Origin of the sequence: Microbacterium sp. HA-8 (genome assembly GCF_046111165.1) — a bacterium.
In the GTDB taxonomy this organism is placed as follows: Bacteria; Actinomycetota; Actinomycetes; order Actinomycetales; family Microbacteriaceae; genus Microbacterium.
Map to the genome: position 1 here is coordinate 1,399,425 of NZ_CP162025.1, position 16,191 is coordinate 1,415,615.

The 16,191-nt window shown below is 71.3% G+C and carries 12 protein-coding genes; 8 read left to right on the forward strand and 4 right to left on the reverse strand.

The window, feature by feature from the left end; genetic code table 11:
• Window positions 1–3 precede the first annotated feature (3 nt).
• From AB2L57_RS06700 to AB2L57_RS06715, 4 genes are all read left to right on the forward strand, one after another.
• Complete coding sequence (locus AB2L57_RS06700) at window positions 4–2,787, forward strand: HAD-IC family P-type ATPase (protein WP_292809646.1); 2,784 nt, start codon at window positions 4–6, stop codon at window positions 2,785–2,787.
• 88 nt (window positions 2,788–2,875) lie between these two features.
• Complete coding sequence (locus AB2L57_RS06705; protein ID WP_292809648.1) at window positions 2,876–3,334, forward strand: hypothetical protein; 459 nt, start codon at window positions 2,876–2,878, stop codon at window positions 3,332–3,334.
• A gap of 2 nt (window positions 3,335–3,336) precedes the next feature.
• Entirely contained in the window at window positions 3,337–4,248 is a 912-nt protein-coding gene (locus AB2L57_RS06710; protein ID WP_292809767.1) for an FAD:protein FMN transferase, read from the forward strand.
• Window positions 4,245–5,792 carry an FAD-dependent oxidoreductase gene (locus AB2L57_RS06715; RefSeq protein WP_292809650.1) on the forward strand — a complete coding sequence of 516 codons (1,548 nt, stop codon included), beginning with the start codon at window positions 4,245–4,247 and terminating at the stop codon, window positions 5,790–5,792. The genes AB2L57_RS06710 and AB2L57_RS06715 overlap by 4 nt, the downstream gene beginning before the upstream one ends.
• Before the next feature lie 586 nt (window positions 5,793–6,378).
• On the opposite strand, the gene AB2L57_RS06720 is transcribed toward AB2L57_RS06715, so the two are convergent.
• Window positions 6,379–7,917, reverse strand: a complete 1,539-nt coding sequence (locus AB2L57_RS06720; RefSeq protein WP_363331320.1) for an ATP-binding protein — start codon at window positions 7,915–7,917, stop codon at window positions 6,379–6,381.
• Window positions 7,914–8,648 (reverse strand): response regulator transcription factor, encoded by a 735-nt coding sequence (locus AB2L57_RS06725; RefSeq protein WP_409048385.1) that lies wholly within the window; start codon window positions 8,646–8,648, stop codon window positions 7,914–7,916. The genes AB2L57_RS06720 and AB2L57_RS06725 overlap by 4 nt, the downstream gene beginning before the upstream one ends.
• 172 nt (window positions 8,649–8,820) lie before the next feature.
• Here AB2L57_RS06725 and AB2L57_RS06730 point away from each other — a divergent pair, with 172 nt between their 5' ends.
• Together AB2L57_RS06730 and AB2L57_RS06735 are read left to right on the forward strand one after the other, a co-directional pair.
• Entirely contained in the window at window positions 8,821–10,281 is a 1,461-nt protein-coding gene (locus AB2L57_RS06730) for an ABC transporter permease (RefSeq protein ID WP_292809654.1), read from the forward strand.
• 48 nt (window positions 10,282–10,329) lie between these two features.
• Window positions 10,330–11,055: an ABC transporter ATP-binding protein gene (locus tag AB2L57_RS06735; protein WP_292809656.1), complete on the forward strand. Its 726-nt coding sequence runs from the start codon at window positions 10,330–10,332 to the stop codon at window positions 11,053–11,055.
• A gap of 281 nt (window positions 11,056–11,336) precedes the next feature.
• Here the strand turns inward: AB2L57_RS06735 and gndA are convergent, their stop codons facing one another.
• Both gndA and eda read right to left on the reverse strand, forming a co-directional pair.
• Window positions 11,337–12,908: an NADP-dependent phosphogluconate dehydrogenase gene (gene gndA / locus AB2L57_RS06740; RefSeq protein WP_292809658.1), complete on the reverse strand. Its 1,572-nt coding sequence runs from the start codon at window positions 12,906–12,908 to the stop codon at window positions 11,337–11,339.
• Between the two features lie 62 nt (window positions 12,909–12,970).
• Entirely contained in the window at window positions 12,971–13,621 is a 651-nt protein-coding gene (eda, locus tag AB2L57_RS06745) for a bifunctional 4-hydroxy-2-oxoglutarate aldolase/2-dehydro-3-deoxy-phosphogluconate aldolase (protein ID WP_363331321.1), read from the reverse strand.
• Between the two features lie 112 nt (window positions 13,622–13,733).
• Here eda and AB2L57_RS06750 point away from each other — a divergent pair, with 112 nt between their 5' ends.
• Window positions 13,734–15,176, forward strand: coding sequence for a gluconokinase (locus AB2L57_RS06750; protein WP_409048386.1), 1,443 nt, complete (start codon window positions 13,734–13,736; stop codon window positions 15,174–15,176).
• Entirely contained in the window at window positions 15,173–16,126 is a 954-nt protein-coding gene (locus AB2L57_RS06755; RefSeq protein ID WP_409048387.1) for a phosphoglycerate dehydrogenase, read from the forward strand. Before AB2L57_RS06750 ends, AB2L57_RS06755 begins: the two co-directional genes overlap by 4 nt.
• Window positions 16,127–16,191: the final 65 nt, after the last annotated feature.

Consider the following 16,191-nt stretch of genomic DNA (forward strand, 5'->3'; position numbering starts at 1 on the left):
GCCATGACCGACACATCGATCGCTGCGCCCCTCGAGATCGAGCGGCCGTACGCTCTCGAGATCGACGAGACGCTGACCGCGCTGGACGCGGGCGCGGGTGGGCTCACCGCGGGCCAAGCATCCCGTCGCCTCGCCGAGGTCGGGCCCAACCTGCTGCCGGAGCCGCCGCGGCGCCCCGCGATCCTGCGATTCCTCGTGCATTTCAACGACACCCTGATCTACATCCTGCTCGGCGCCGCCGCGATCAAGGCGATCATGGGCGACTGGCTGGATTTCTGGGTCATCATGGCGGTCGTGATCATCAACGCGGTGATCGGCTTCGTGCAGGAGGGGCGCGCCGAAAAGGCCCTCGCGGGCATCCGCGGGATGCTGTCGGCCGATGCCTCCGCGCGTCGGGACGGTGCGTGGTCGACAGTGCCGGCCGCGGATCTCGTGCCGGGCGACATCGTGCGGCTCGCCCCCGGCGACAAGGTCCCGGCGGATGTGCGGCTGATCCAGGCCACGCAGCTGCGCGTGGACGAATCGGCGCTGACGGGGGAGTCGGCGCCCGCCTCGAAGTCCCTCGACCCGGTCGACCGCGATGCGGGCGTCGGCGACCGATCGTCGATGGCGTTCTCGGGCACGATCGTGTCGGCCGGGCAGGGCCGTGGCGTCGTGACGGCCACGGGGTCCCGCACCGAGATCGGCACGATCCAGGCGCTCGTGGGCGAGGCCGGCAGTCTCGACACGCCCCTGACCAAGCAGCTGGACTCGTTCGGTCGCGTGCTGACGCTCGTGATCCTCGCGATGGCGGTCGTGATGCTCGCGATCGGCCGGTACCTGCACCAGATGCCCTTCGCCGAGTTGATCTCGGCGACGATCGGGTTCGCGGTCGCGGCGATCCCCGAGGGACTTCCGGCGCTGGTGACCATCACCCTCGCGATCGGTGTGCAGCAGATGGCGGGGCGCCACGCGATCACGCGCAAACTGCCGGCCGTCGAGGCGCTCGGCTCGGTGACCACGGTGTGCTCCGACAAGACCGGCACGCTCACCAAGAACGAGATGACGGTGCGTCGCATCGTCACCGCGGCAGGGGAGTACGAGGTCACGGGCCTCGGCTACGCGCCCGAGGGCGAGATCCTGCCCGCGCGCGCAGGCCGCGCCTCGAGCCGACCGGCGGGCGCCCCCGCCGACCTCGCCGCGATCCTCGCCGTCGGCACGCTGTGCAACGACGCGCACATCGTCGTCGACCCCTCTGCCGGCGCCGGATCTGCGGGCTCCCCGGGTCCGTCCGTGGCGGACCCCGCGTCCGCGCAGCGGTGGATGCTGGTGGGCGAGCCCACCGAGGGGGCGCTCAAGACCGTCGCGATGAAGGGCGGCGCGGGCACGGCGGATGCGCGGCGCCTCGCGGTGGTGCCCTTCGATTCCGCGCACAAGTTCATGGCGACCCTCCACGAGGCGGCCGACGGATCGCGCGCGATCCTCGTCAAGGGTGCGCCCGATCGACTGCTCGAGCGCTCGGCGACACAGCGCGGCGAGGAGGGGCCGGTGCCGGTGGATCGCGCTCGCTGGGAGGCTGTGATCGATGAGCTCAGCGGCGAGGGCCTGCGCGTGCTCGCCGCCGCCCGCCGCCCCGTCGATGCGCGCACCGATGATCTGACCGCCGACGACCTGCATGACCTGGAGTTCCTCGGGGTGTGGGGCATCCTCGACCCACCCCGACCCGAGGCGATCGCGGCCATCGCCGACTGTCATGCCGCCGGCATCCGCGTGAAGATGATCACCGGTGATCACGCGGGCACCGCCCTGGCGATCAGTCGCGAGCTCGGCCTCGTCTCCGGCGACGACCCCGAGGTGCTCACGGGTGCCCAACTGGAGCAGATGAGTCAGGAGCAGCTGAAGGCGGTCGTGCGCGACGTCGACGTGTTCGCGCGGACGAGCCCCGAGCACAAGATCCGCATCGTGCGGGCGCTGCAGGCACACGACGAGGTCGTCGCCATGACCGGCGACGGCGTCAATGACGCCCCCGCGCTGACCCGTGCCGACATCGGCATCGCGATGGGCATCAAGGGCACGGAGGCGACCAAGGAGGCCGCCGAGATCGTGCTCGCCGACGACAACTTCGCCACGATCCGCTCGGCGATCCGCGAGGGTCGGCGCATCTACGACAACCTGCGCAAGTCCGTCGTGTTCCTGCTGCCGACCAACGGCGCGCAGTCCCTCGTGATCCTCGTCGCGGTCGTGTTCGGCCTCGCGCTGCCGCTGACGCCCGTGCAGGTGCTGTGGGTCAACATGATCACCGCGGTCACCCTCTCGCTCGCCCTCGCCTACGAGCCCGCCGAGAAGGGCATCATGCAGCGCCCGCCACGGCCGACCGGCGGTTCGATCATCACCGCCCGCGAGCTCGGGTTCGTGCTCGTCGTGTCGCTGCTGATCGGTGGCGCGACCCTCGGGGTGTTCTACGGCGTCGCCTCGACCGGCGTCGACATCGACTATGCGCGCACCGAGGCGGTCGCGATGCTCGCGCTCGGACAGTTGGCCTACCTCTTCAACTGCCGCTTCCTCGGACGGTCGAGCCTGACCCCCGGCATCCTCCGCGGCAACCGGGTCGTGTGGTGGTCGGCGCTCGCCCTGCTCGCGCTGCAACTGGTGTACACGTACGCCCCGTTCATGAATGCGCTGTTCGGCTCGAGACCTCTCGCGGCGCACTCGTGGCTGCTGCCGATAGGCCTCTCGATCGTGATCTTCCTCGCCGTCGAGGGGCTCAAGACCCTGCGGCGCCCGGGGTCGTTCAAAGCTTCCTCATAGGCGGATCACCGACGATGGCGAAGCGCGCTCCATACGCTCGCATACGACGGCCGCTCCGGCCCGTTCCCCCCGACGAAGGAGGACCCACATGATCCGCCCCGCCGCTTCCCGCCCGCTCCGCTACACCGCGGCATTCGTCGGTGTCGCCGGCACCCTCGCCCTCGCCGGCTGCGGCGCCGCGACCGCCGACACCGCCGACACCGACACCGACTCATCGAGTTCGACCTCCACCGGCGGAGCGTCGTCGGGATCGTACGACGACGGCACGTACACCGCGAGCGGCTCGTACGTCACACCCGAATCCGTCGAGACGATCGAGGTGTCGCTCACCCTCGAGGGCGGCGTCGTCAGCGACGTCGCGGTCACGGGCGATCCCCAGGCCCGCGAATCGCAGGACTACCAGTCCCGCTTCATCGGGGGCATCAGCGACGAGGTCGTCGGCGTGAGCATCGACGACCTCGCCGTCGACCGCGTCGCCGGATCCTCGCTCACCAGCGGCGGCTTCAACGAGGCCGTCGAGGCCATCAAGGACGAAGCGGCGGCGTGACCGTGTCGGCGCTCGCCGCCCCGGATGCGGGCTCCCGCACCGCGTGGACCTTCGACGCGATCGGCACGCCCTGGCAGATCGAGACGTCGGGGGAGCTACCCTCCGACGCGCGGGCGACCGTCGGCGCGTTGATCGATCGATTCGACGCGGAGTGGTCGCGCTTCCGCGACGACTCGCTCGTCTCGCTGCTCGCGCGTGGCGCGGGCGCCGTGCCCGCGCCACCCGATGCGAAGGACATGCTCGAGGCGTTCGACGAGATCTCTACGGCGACATCCGACGCCGTCAACCCGCTCGTCGGGGCGTCGCTGGCGAGCCTCGGATACGACGCGGCCTACACCCTCGAGGCCGGCCACGCCGTGCCTGCCCCCACAGATTGGCGGGCGCGGCTGAGGGTCGACGGCGATCGCCTGCGCCAGAGCGGCGGGGGCGTCGTCGACGTGGGTGCGCTCGGCAAAGGACGGCTCGTCGACCGGGTGGCCGATGCGCTCGCCCCCTGGTGCACGGACGGTCCGCTCGTCGTCGACGCGGGCGGAGACCTCGCGGTGCGGGGCGCGACCCGCCGGATCGGCCTCGAGCATCCCTACGACCCCTCGCGTGCGATCGGCGTGTGGACCGTGACGGATGCTGCGCTCTGCGCATCGGCGACGAACCGGCGTGCGTGGGGCGATGGCCTCCATCATGTGCTCGATGCCCGGACCGGACTGCCGGTGCGCACGGTTGTGGCCACGTGGGCGCTCGCCGCGTCGGCGATGCGCGCGGACGCCGCCGCCACCGCGCTGTTCTTCGATGGCGGGGCCGAGCTCGCGCACCGCTGGGGGGTCGCGTGGGTGCGGATGCTGTCGAGCGGGCGCGTCGAGTGGTCGCCGGGCTGCGCCGCCGAGCTGTTCACGCGCGCGGGTAGCGTGGGATCGTGATCGCCGCCCTCACCGCCCTGTGGACCCGAGCGCGCGGGTACCTCGGCCGCTTCTCGATGTACCGCCTCGTGATGCTCGCCCTCGCTGCGCTGACGCTGATCGCGCTGGTGCTGTCGCTGTTCGGCCTCGTCGTGCCGACACCGCTCGAGCTGCTGGCGACCGTCGCGGTGCTCGGCATCGCGTGCGTCGGTGCGAACGCGCTCATCCAGCGGATGCTGCGGATGCCCGTCCGCTACGAATCGTCGCTCATCACCGCGTACATCCTGCTGTTCGTGCTGCGGCCCACGCTCGTGCCGCTCGACCTGCTGTGGATCGCCCTCGCGGGTGTCGTTGCCGTCGTGTCGAAGTACGCCCTGGCCTGGCGCGGCCGGCACATCCTCAACCCCGCGGCGGTCGGGGCGAGCGTCCTCACGATCTCGGGGCTCGGTTCGTCCGCGTGGTGGGTGGGTGCGCCCGTGCTGGCGCTGCCGGTGATCGTGCTGGGGCTCGCGGTGCTCGTGCGTACCGAGCGCCTGCGCATCGTCGCGATGTTCTTCGTCGTCGCGGTGGGCATCTCGGTGGCGAGACTCTCGGTGCAGGCGCAGGCGGCGGGCGTCGATGTCGACGCGGGGCAGGCGCTGAGTTTTGCGCTGTGGTCTTCGCCGTTTCTGTTCCTCGGGGCGTTCATGCTGTCCGAGCCGCTGACGCTGCCCCCGCGCCGGTGGCAGCAGCTGACGGTCGCGGCGGTCGCGGGTGTGCTGGCGGGCTGGCCCATCCCGATCGGGGATGTCACCCTCGGTCAGGAGCGGGCGCTGCTCGTCGGCAATCTGCTGGCCTTCGTCTGGGCGGCGCATCACACGGTGCGCCTACGCCTGCGGGACGCGTCGATGATCACCCCGACCGTCCGGCAGCTGACGTTCGAGTCGGCCCGCCCGGTGCGCTTCTCGGCGGGCCAGTACGTCGAGCTCGAGGTGCCGCACGCGCACCCCGACGCGCGCGGGACCCGCCGGGAGTTCAGCATCGTCTCGGCGCCGAGCGACGCCCCCACGGTGCGGATCGCCTACCGGGTGAAGGAGGGCGCGAACGAGAGCTCGTACAAGCGGGCCCTCGGCCGTGCCGAACCGGGCGTCGACTATGCCGCGACCGGCGTCTGGGGCGACTTCCTGCTGCCTCGCGATCCGTCGGTGCCCGTCCTGCTCGTGGCGGCCGGCATCGGCGTCACCCCGTTCGTCTCCCAACTGCGCGAGGCCGCCGCACGTGGCGAGGACCGCGATGTCGTGCTCGTGTACGTCGCCGGCACCGCGGCGGAGATCGCCTTCCGAGACGAGCTCGCCGCGACGGGCGCCGAAGTGATCGTCGTGAGCCGCGACGACCCGTCACCCTTGCCGCCGCGCTGGCGATGGGGGCGGGGCGTGCGCCTCGACGCCGACGGCCTGCAGCACGAGGTGCCCGACCTCACCGCGAGACACGCCTACATCTCCGGTCCGCCCGCGCTGGTCGCCGACCTCGCGCCTGCCCTCGAGAAGGCCCGCTCGCTGACGACGGACGCGTTCGCGGGGTACTGACCCGCCCGGGGCGCGGGGGCGCGCTGGCGATGGGGCGCTTTGCTGCCGGGGGCGCGCTGCTGCCGGGGGCGCGCTGCTGCCGGGGGCGCGGGTGAGGGGCGCGCACGGTGTCGGTGGCGCGCACGGCGCGGAAGCGCAGCATCCACACTTCTCGTCGTACCCGTGCGTGACGGCGAGTTTTCGATCGCCTGTCGCGAGTTGCGGGTGTTGCGGCGGTGCACCCGCAGTTTGCGACAGGGGAGCATCAACCGGGACGCTGAAGTTCCGCTCGCCTGTCGCGAGTTGCGGGTGTTGTGCCGCCGGACCCGCAGTTGGCGACAGGGGAGCGAGGCAGCGCGAGCGGCGTCGCTGCCGGCGGTGGTGATCGCCTGTCGCGAGTTGCGGGTGTTGCGGCGGTGCACCCGCAGTTTGCGACAGGGGAGCATCAACAGGGTCGCTGAAGTTCCGTTCGCCTGTCGCGAGTTGCGGGTGCTGCGCACCAACACCCGCAATTCGCGACAGCTGAGCATCGACAGCGCGAGCGCCGGCACACGGCGCGCCCGCGGCAGAGAACGCCCCGCACGGATGCTGCGCCGCGGCGCCCGCGTCAGGCCCCGGGATCGCGGGGCTTGGCGGGCAGCCGCACCTCGAACGTCGTGTCGCCGGGCACGCTGCGCACCGCGATCTCGCCGCGGTGCGCCTCGACGATCGCGCGCGCGATCGAGAGCCCGAGGCCGGATCCGCCGGTCTGGCGAGCGCGCGACCGATCGGCGCGGGCGAAGCGCTCGAAGAGCTCGGCCTGCAGCGCCGGATCCACGCCGGGGCCATCGTCGTGCACGCGCACGACGGCCGTGTCGCCCTGACGGGCGACGCTCGCTGTCACGGTCGTGCCCGCGGGGGTGTGGGTCCGCGCATTGGCGAGCAGGTTCGCGACCACCTGATGGAGCCTCGCGGTGTCACCGGCGATGAGTACGGGTTCGTCGCCGACATCCAGCTGCCACTCGTGGTCGGGACCCGCGGCCTGGGCGTCGCCGACGGCCTCGACGACGAGGCGCGAGATGTCGGAGGTGCCGTAGACGAGTTCCTGACCCTCGTCGAGCCGGGCCAGCAGCAGCAGGTCCTCCACGATGCCGGTCATGCGCACGGACTGCGCCTGGATGCGCTCGAGCGCCTGGGCGCTGTTCTCGCTCAGAGTCCGGTCGCGCAGCGACAGCTCGGAGTAACCGCGGATCGAGGCGAGCGGGGTGCGCAGCTCGTGGCTCGCATCCGCGACGAAGGTGCGCATGCGCTCCTCGTTGCGCTGGCGCGCGTCGAGCGAGGACTCGACGTGGTCGAGCAGTGTGTTCAGCGCCGCACCCACCCGTCCGATCTCGGTGCGATCGTCGGACTGCGCGGCCGGAACGCGTTCGGTGATCGACACGGCGCCCTGGTCGAGGGGCTGCTGCGCAACACGTGCGGCGGTGTCGGCGACCGCGCGCAGGGGCTTCAGTCCGGATCGGATCGTCCACGCGGTCGCCAGCACGAGCACGAGCAGGCCCGCGGTCGTCACGAGCGCGATGATCGTCAGGATCTCGCCGATCGTCGCCTGCACCTCATCGAGCGGCAGGCCTACGACACCGGTGTATCCCGTGTTGGGCGAGATGATCGGCACGAGGCGATAGGCGCCCAGGTCGGCCCCGAGACCCGCGGAGGTGAACCCGCCCGCCTCGGTCGCGCCGAGGATCTCCTCGACCTGCGTCGCCGAGAGCTCCTCGACGGAGTCGATGCCGGTCACGACGGCTCCCGACGAGCCGTCGGGCGTCTGCAGCACGAGCAGGAACCCCGGCTGCTGGCGTCCGCCGGCCAGCACGGCGTACGCATCGGGTTCGCCCTCGGTGGTGCCGGGGAAGAGGGGCAGATCGAGGCCGCGGCCGGCGTCCGCCGCGGCCGCGCGGATCTCGTCGTCGAGCTGACGCTGCAGCACGCTGCCCAGCATCGCGCTGGTCACGATCGCCACGACGACGAGAATGAACGACACGATGCCGATGATCGTGAGGATCAGACGCCGCTGCAGCGTCATCGGCGGGCGCCGCGACGTGGCCGACGCCGCGGTCGCAGGCGCCGGCGTGGATGCTGTCGTGACAGCATCCGTCGCGGGTGAGGTCATTGCGGGGCCTTGATCATGTAGCCGACGCCGCGGACGGTCTGGATGAGGGGCGTGCGACCCGCGTCGATCTTCTTGCGCAGGTACGAGATGTAGAGCTCGACGACGCTGGACCGGCCGCCGAAGTCGTAGTTCCAGACCCGATCGAGGATCTGGGCCTTCGACACCACACGGCGCTGGTTGCGCATGAGATAGCGCAGCAGCTCGAACTCCGTCGCCGTCAGCTCGATCTCGGTGCCGGCGCGCTCCACCTCGTGGCTGTCCTCGTTCAGGGAGAGGTCGGCGACACGGAGGATCGGCTCAGCCTCGCTGGCGAACGCCGACCCTGCGCGGCGCATGAGCCCGCGGAGCCTCGCGACGACCTCTTCGAGGCTGAACGGCTTGGTGACGTAGTCGTCGCCGCCCGCCGTGAGGCCCGCGACCCGGTCGGCCACGGCATCCTTCGCGGTGAGGAACAGCACGGGGGTGTCATCGCCGGACTGCCGCAGGCGCTGCAGCACGGCCATCCCGTCGAGGTCCGGCATCATGATGTCGAGCACGAGCGCGTCGGGTGAGAAGTCCCGCACCAGCTGCAGCGCCTCGAACCCGCTGCCTGCGGTCCGTACCTCCCAGCCCTCCATGCGCAGCGCCATCGAGAGCAGATCGGTGAGCATCTGCTCGTCGTCGACGACGGCGATACGCAGGGGCGTCCCGTCGGGACGGTGCAGGGCGGGAGTGGGCGCGGCGGTGGTCATGGCATCCATTCTGCGCGTCAACCTATGGGATTCCTATGCCGTCGGCTATGGCTTGGCTGTGAACCTGCTTCCGTTGCGCATAGCTCTCGCATAACCGCCGCTGGGCGCGCACATCGACGGCCTCCCTAGCGTCGGCACCGGTCCGGCCGCGGGGTCGGCGAGAGGGAGAAGGATGTACGGAACCTATCTGCGGCGCGAGCTTGCCGGCCGCAAGAAACAGACGATCATCGTCGCGGCGGGCCTCGGCCTTGCGATCGCACTCGTCATCATCGTCAACGCGCTTTCGGCCGGGGTGCGGGATGCTCAGGCCCAGGCGCTCGAGTCCGTCTACGGTGTCGGCACCGACCTCACCGTCACCGGCGCGCAGGCGCAGCCGGGAGAGGGCGGGGGCGGTCCGCAGTTCGAGTTCGAGGACGGCGCCGGCGAGAGCACGGATGGCACGACGACGCTCAGCCAGTCCCGCCTGATGGCAGATCGCTCGCGCGGCACCCTCGAGGCCTCGACCCTCGGCACCATCTCGTCGATCGACTCCGTGGCGGCAGCATCCGGCGCTCTGAGCCTGACGAACACGACGTTCTCGGGCGAGATGCCGGACCGGTCGCAGATGGCCGCTCCCGGCGAGGGAGGCGAGCCGCCCGCCGGCGGACCGGACGGCGCGGGCGGCAGCGCCTTCGGCCTCGACTCCTTCGCCGTTCTGGGTATCGACCCCACCGCCACCGCCGTCGGCCCGCTCTCCGCGGTCGAGCTCACCGAGGGGCGCGCGCTCGAGGCGAGCGATGAGGGCGCGTACGTCGCGATCATCGATGCCACCTACGCCACGACGAATTCGCTCGCCGTGGGGGACACGGTGGATGTCGGGGGCACGGGGGTCGAGATCGTCGGCATCGTCGCCTCGACCTCCAGCGATGCCGACACGGCGGCCGACGTGTACATCCCGCTGGATGTCGCGCAGACCCTCGCGGGCCTCGAAGACGTCGTCTCCACGATCTACGTGCAGGCCGAATCGTCCGATGCGATCGCCGCCGTGCAGGCCGCGATCGCCGACGAGGTGCCGGAGGCGACCGTCAGTTCGCAATCCGACCTCGCGGCCACGGTGTCGGGATCGCTCTCGAGTGCCTCGTCGCTGATCACCAGCCTCGGCACATGGCTGTCGGTGATCGTTCTGGCGGTCGCGGTGCTGCTCGCCGTGCTCTTCACGATCTCGGGCGTCTCTCGCCGGACGCGGGAGTTCGGAACCCTCAAGGCGATCGGCTGGTCGAACCGCCGCGTCGTCGCACAGGTCGCCGGAGAGTCGGTCGTGCAGGGCCTGATCGGCGGCGCCGTGGGGCTCGTGCTGGGGCTCGCGGGAGCACTGACGATCACCCTCGTCGCCCCGACCATCTCGTCCGCCACCGCGGCCGAGACCGCCGGGCCCGGTGGGGCGGGTCCCGGCGGCATGGGCGGCTCGGGTGGCTTCGGCGGGGCGCAGACCGCGCAGACCGCCTCGGACATCGTGCTGCAGGCGCCGCTGACGATCGGTGTGATCCTCGCCGCGATCGGCCTGGCCATCGCCGGGGGACTCGTCGCCGGAGCGTTCGGCGGCTGGCGCGCCGCCCGCCTGAGCCCCGCCGAAGCCCTGCGATCGGTGGGCTGAGGCATGGACGAGCAGACACTGACACCCGACACGACGGAAGAAGCTGACATGACACTCGCAGACACCCACACAGAGGACGCAGGCTGGGAGGCGGCATCCCCGCTGTACCGGCTGTCGGGGGTGGTGAAGACCTACGCCCAGAAGGGGCGGCAGGTGAAGGCCCTGGTCGGGGTCGACATCGAGATCGCGGCGGGCGACTTCGTCACGATCCAGGGCCCGACGGGCGGGGGAAAATCGACGTTCCTCCAGCTGCTCGGGGCACTCGATCGTCCGACGGCGGGTTCGGTCCTGCTGGGAGAGGTCGACATGGCGACGGCGTCGAACGCCGAGCTCGGGAGACTGCGCGCGCACGAGATCGGCTTCGTGTTCCAGGGATTCAATCTGATTCCGACGTTGACCGCGCACGAGAACGTCGACATGGCTCTCGAGCCCCTCGGGCTGCCGCGGGCGGAGCGCGCGACGCGCGTCAGCGAGGCGCTGGCGCACGTCGGACTCGCCGAGCGCGCCGACCACCTTCCGGGCGAGCTGTCGGGCGGTCAGCAGCAGCGCGTCGCGATCGCGCGGGCGATCGTGGGGCGACCCCGGGTGCTGCTGGCAGACGAGCCGACCGGCAACCTCGACGAGTCGATGCGCGACGAGATCCTGGCGCTGCTGGAGGGGCTCAATGCCGAAGGTCTCACTCTCATCGTGGTGACCCATGACTCGGCCGTCGCGCGCCGCGCGCGGCGCCGGCTGCGGCTTGACCGCGGCGTGGTGCGGGACATCACCGGCTGAGCCCGCCGAACCGGACAACATTCCGGAGACATGGGCGCGGGTCGGGTGCCCGGGCGCCCGGACGTCGCCCGGGGTGGCAATGCTCCGGAATGTTGGCACGTTCGTGGCCGGGACCCGCGGTCGCGCCCCGGCTGCACGACGGCATGGTGTCCCATTTTCTGTCGCCGGCGCCTGCGCCAAGCGACAGAAAGTGGGACACGCAGGGGTCGCGCGGCAGACGGCCCACATAGACGAAGGCGCCGGCGCACGATGCGCCGGCGCCTTCGAGGCCTATCCGGGGATCAGTGCGTGTCCTCGGCCTCGATCTCGGTGCGGTCGCCCGACCACAGCGTGTGGAAGGTGCCCTCCTTGTCGACGCGCTTGTAGGTGTGCGCCCCGAAGAAGTCGCGCTGACCCTGGATCAGCGCCGCCGGCAGCCGCTCCGCACGCAGACCGTCGTAGTACGCCAGCGACGACGAGAACGCGGGGGCCGGGATGCCGGCGCCCGCCGACTGCGACACGATCCGGCGCCATGCGTCCTGAGCGCGGCCGAGCGCCTCGACGAAATACGGCGCCGTCAGCAGCACGGGCAGACCGGGCTCGGCGGCGTACGCGTCCGAGATCCGGTTGAGGAACTGCGCGCGGATGATGCAGCCCCCGCGCCAGATCTTCGCGATCGCGCCCAGGTCGATCGACCAGTCGTACTCGGCCGCGCCCGCACGGATCTCGTCGAAGCCCTGCGAGTACGCGACGATCTTCGAGGCGTAGAGCGCCAGGCGCACGTCTTCGATGAACGCGTCGACGTCATCGATCGACAGGCCCGCGGAGGGCCCGGGCAGGTCGCCTGACACGGCGCGCTGCTCGGGGTGCGAGGAGAGCGAACGGGCGAAGGTGGCTTCGGCGATGCCCGAGACCGGCACGCCCAGCGAGAGGGCGGTCTGCACGGTCCACGCTCCGGTGCCCTTGGCGCCGGCCTGGTCGAGGATCACGTCGACGAGCGGCTGACCGGTCGCGGCGTCCACCTGGCGGAGCACCTCGGCGGTGATCTCGATGAGGTAGCTCTCGAGCTCGCCGCGGTTCCACTCGGCGAACACGTCGGCGATCTCGGCCGGCGACTTGCCGGTGCCGCGGCGGATGAGGTCGTACGCCTCGGCGATGAGCTGCATGTCGGCGTACTCGATGCCGTTGTGCACCATCTTCACGAAGTGGCCGGCGCCGTCATGCCCGACGTGCGTCACACACGGCTCGCCCTCGGCGACGGCCGCGATGGACCGCAGGATCGGGCCGAGCGTGACCCACGACTCATCCGAGCCGCCGGGCATGATCGAGGGGCCGGTCAGGGCTCCCTCCTCGCCGCCCGAGATGCCGGCGCCGACGAAGTTGATGCCGGTCTCGCGAACCGCCTTCTCGCGGCGGATGGTGTCGGTGAAGAGGGCGTTGCCGCCGTCGACGATGATGTCGCCCGGCTCGAACGCGTCGACGAGCGCGTCGATCACGGCGTCGGTGGCCTTGCCGGCCTTGACCATGATGATCGCGGTGCGCGGCTTCTGCAGCGACGCGGCGAACTCGTCGTACGAGAACGCGGGCACGAACTCGGCCTCGGGGTGCTCGGCGACCAGCTCGTCGGTCTTCGACCGTGAACGGTTGTAGATGGCGACGGTGTTGCCCTCGCGCGAGGCGAGGTTGCGGGCGAGGTTGGATCCCATGACCGCCAGGCCCACGACGCCGATGTTGGCGATGGGGGCGCCGGCGGTGTCGGGGCCGGCGGGAGTGGGCGCCTCGCGGGGCACATCCTCGGGCGAGGGTGCACCCTCGTGCGCCTCGGCCGAGCCCGGCTGGTCGTCTCGATCGGTGGACGTGTTGGTGCTGTTCATACCTCTCCTCGTGCGTGCCGACCTGCGGTGCGCCGCGACGTGGGCCGCACCCGTAGCCGGTCCTAGCGTAGTGCGAGCGCCGGGTGTGCCCCCGCGAGTGTGACGGCCTCTTTCGTCAGGCGTGCGACCTCGTCCCATTGACCGCGACGGATGCTGTCGGCGGGCAGCATCCACGAACCACCGACCGCGAGCACGGCGGGGATGCGCAGGTAGTCGGCGAGGTTCGCCGGTGAGATCCCGCCGGTGGGGACGAAGCGCACGCCGCCGAACGGGGCGGTGAGAGCACGAAGCGACCCGGCGCCGCCGGAGGACTCGGCGGGGAAGAACTTGACGGCGTCGACGCCGAGTTCGAGTGCCGCCTGGATCTCGGTCGCGGTGACGGCGCCCGGTAGCACGGGGATGGCGTGCTCCCGGCAACGCTCGATCACCGCCCGCGACGTGCCCGGCGAGACGATGAACGACGCCCCGGCAGTCACGGCGGCGTCGACCTGCTCGGGCCGGATCACGGTGCCCGCCCCGACGAGCACGTCTCCGCGGGCGGCGATCGCCGCGATCGCGTCGGCCGCGGCGTCGGTGCGGAAGGTGACCTCGGCGACGGGGAGACCGCCGGCGACGAGGGCCGCGGCGATGCCGGCGCCCTCGAGGGGTGTGGTCGCCGTGACGACGGGGACGATCCTGTGCTGCGCGATGCGCTCGAAGAGGGGGGTCATCATCTGCTTCCGCCGAGCGCGGCCGTCGCGCGTGGACGAAATGATCATATCATTGTGGGGCAACGACGCCCGCGTCCGCGCTCCGGCCGCCCTTCCGACGATGGAAACAGGACCCATGCTCATCCTTGCTCTCGAAGCCAGTACGACATCCGCGAAGACGATGCTCTTCGACACCGAATCGGGAGTGCTCGCGGTGCGCAGCCGTCGGTTCGAGGTCGATGGACCCGATTCCGCGGTGCGGGACGGCGATGCCATCTACACGCAGATGATGGCGCTCGGGCGCGAGAGCGCCGCGGGCCGTGCCATCGATCTGATCGTGCTCAGCGGCACCTGGCACGGTCTGACGCTGCGCCGCGCCGACCTCTCGCCCGTCACCCCCGTCATGGAGTGGCCCTACACCGGGGCTCAGGACCTGTGCGCCCGGCTGCGCGCCGACCAGGAGTTCATGTGGTGGTTCTACGAGCGCACCGGCTGCATGGTCAACGCGATCTATCCGGTCTTCAAGCTGCTGCACCTGGCCGAGGGTGGACACGACCTCGACGGCCTGCTCGCGCTCGACCAGTCCAGCCTCAACTTCGCCCGACTGACCGGCGAGGTCTGGACCAATCCGTCGCTGGCCTCGGGCACCGGACTGCTCAACGCCCACACCGCGGACTGGGATGCCGAGGTCATCGCCCGCCTGGGGCTGGAGGGCGTACGCCTCCCCGAACTGCGCTCGGCGACCGACACGGCGCCGCTCGCGCCCGACGCCGCCGTCCTGCTCGGGTTGCGCCCGGGGATCCCGGTGCTCACGCCGGGTCCCGACGGCGGCCTCAGCCAGGTCGGCGATCTCGCCACCGAGCCCGGCGACATGACCTTCTCGATGGGCACGAGCGGCGCCCTTCGCTTCTCGACCCTGCACCCCTCGCTCTCGCCGACGCTCAGCACCTGGTCCTACCGCTCGCCCGTCGGGGCGCTCAGCGGCGCGGCGACATCGGGGTGCGGCAACTGCGTCGACTGGGCGAAGGAGCGGCTGTTCGGCTCGTCGACCGACTACGCCGAGATCGAGCCGCTGCTGTCGGCCGACAAACGGTCGCTGCCGGTGTTCATGCCCTTCCTCTTCGGCGAACGCAGCCCCGGGTGGCAGGATCAGCGTCGCGGCGGCCTGCTCGAACTGCAGCCGCAGCATTCCCGCGCCGACATGTATCAGGCGGTTCTCGAGGGCATCGTGTACTCGCTCTACCACTGCTATAAGGAGCTCACGGCGCTCAACGGCACACCGCGGCGCATCGTGCTCTCGGGTGGCGTGCTCTCCTCGCCCTACTGGACCCAGCTCACATCCGACGTCTTCGGCGCGCAGATGGAGGTCTCGTCGCGCCAGCACAGCTCGGTCGTCGGCGCGGTGCGCATGGGCCTTCGCAGCGCGGGGCTCGACGAGCGGCATCCCGCACTCGATGACGCGGCGCCGCGCATCGTCGCGCCACGTCTGGAGCGTAGAGAGCAGTACGACGAGGGCTTCGCGCGATACCTCGACCACTACTCGCGGACGCTCCCGGGCGCGGGGGAGGGCGCACGATGAAGATCCTCGTCACGCCCACGTCCCTCTGCCGCGACCGCGAGGCGCCGAGCCTCGATCCGCTGCGCGCGTACGCCGACGAGCTCGTCTTCAACGACACCGGCCGGCCGATGACGGAGCACGAGCTCATCGAGGCGCTGCCGGGGGTGGATGCTGTCGTCGCCGGCCTCGACGACTACACCGCTGCCGTGCTGCGCAGCGCCGACGCGCTCCGCGTCATCTCGCGCTACGGCGTGGGGGTGAACAACATCGACCTCGCCGTCGCCGCCGAGCGCGGCGTCGTCGTCACGCGCACGCCCGGCGCGAACGCGCTCGCCGTGGCGGAGCTGGCGATCGGGTTGACGTTCTCCGCGGCACGCAGCATCCCTCGTCTGGATGCGGGGGTGCGCGCGGGGGACTGGGTCCGAGGCGACGGGTTGGAGTTGACGGGGCGCACGTTCGGCGTGATCGGATTCGGCGCGATCGGGCGCCTGGTCGCCGAGCGTGCACGCGGGATCGGCATGCGCGTCGTGGCATATGACCCGATGCTGCCCGATGCGGTCTTCGAGGGGGCGGGCGTCGAGCGCGCCGATCTCGACGACCTGTGCCGCGCGAGCGACGTCGTGAGTGCGCACGTGCCGCTTCTGGATTCGACCCGGCACCTGCTCGATGCGCGCCGACTCGCGCTGCTGCGGCCGGATGCGATCGTGATCAACACCGCCCGGGGCGGGCTGCTCGACGAGGCGGCGGCGCTGGCCGCGCTGGAGTCCGGGCACCTGCACGCCGTCGCGATCGACGTCTACGAGACCGAGCCGCCGAGCGCGTCCGTGCTGGTCGGGCATCCCCGGGTGATCTCGACACCCCACAGCGGCGCGCACACGCGCGAGGCGATCGTGCGCACCGCGACCCAGGCCGTCGCGGACGTGCTCGCGGTCCTGCGCGGCCAGGCGACGCCGAACGCGGTCACCACCTAGACAGCACAGGGCGCGCACGCCGCTGCTCGGCAGGGGGCGCGGATGCCGGGGCTCAGCGATGCAGC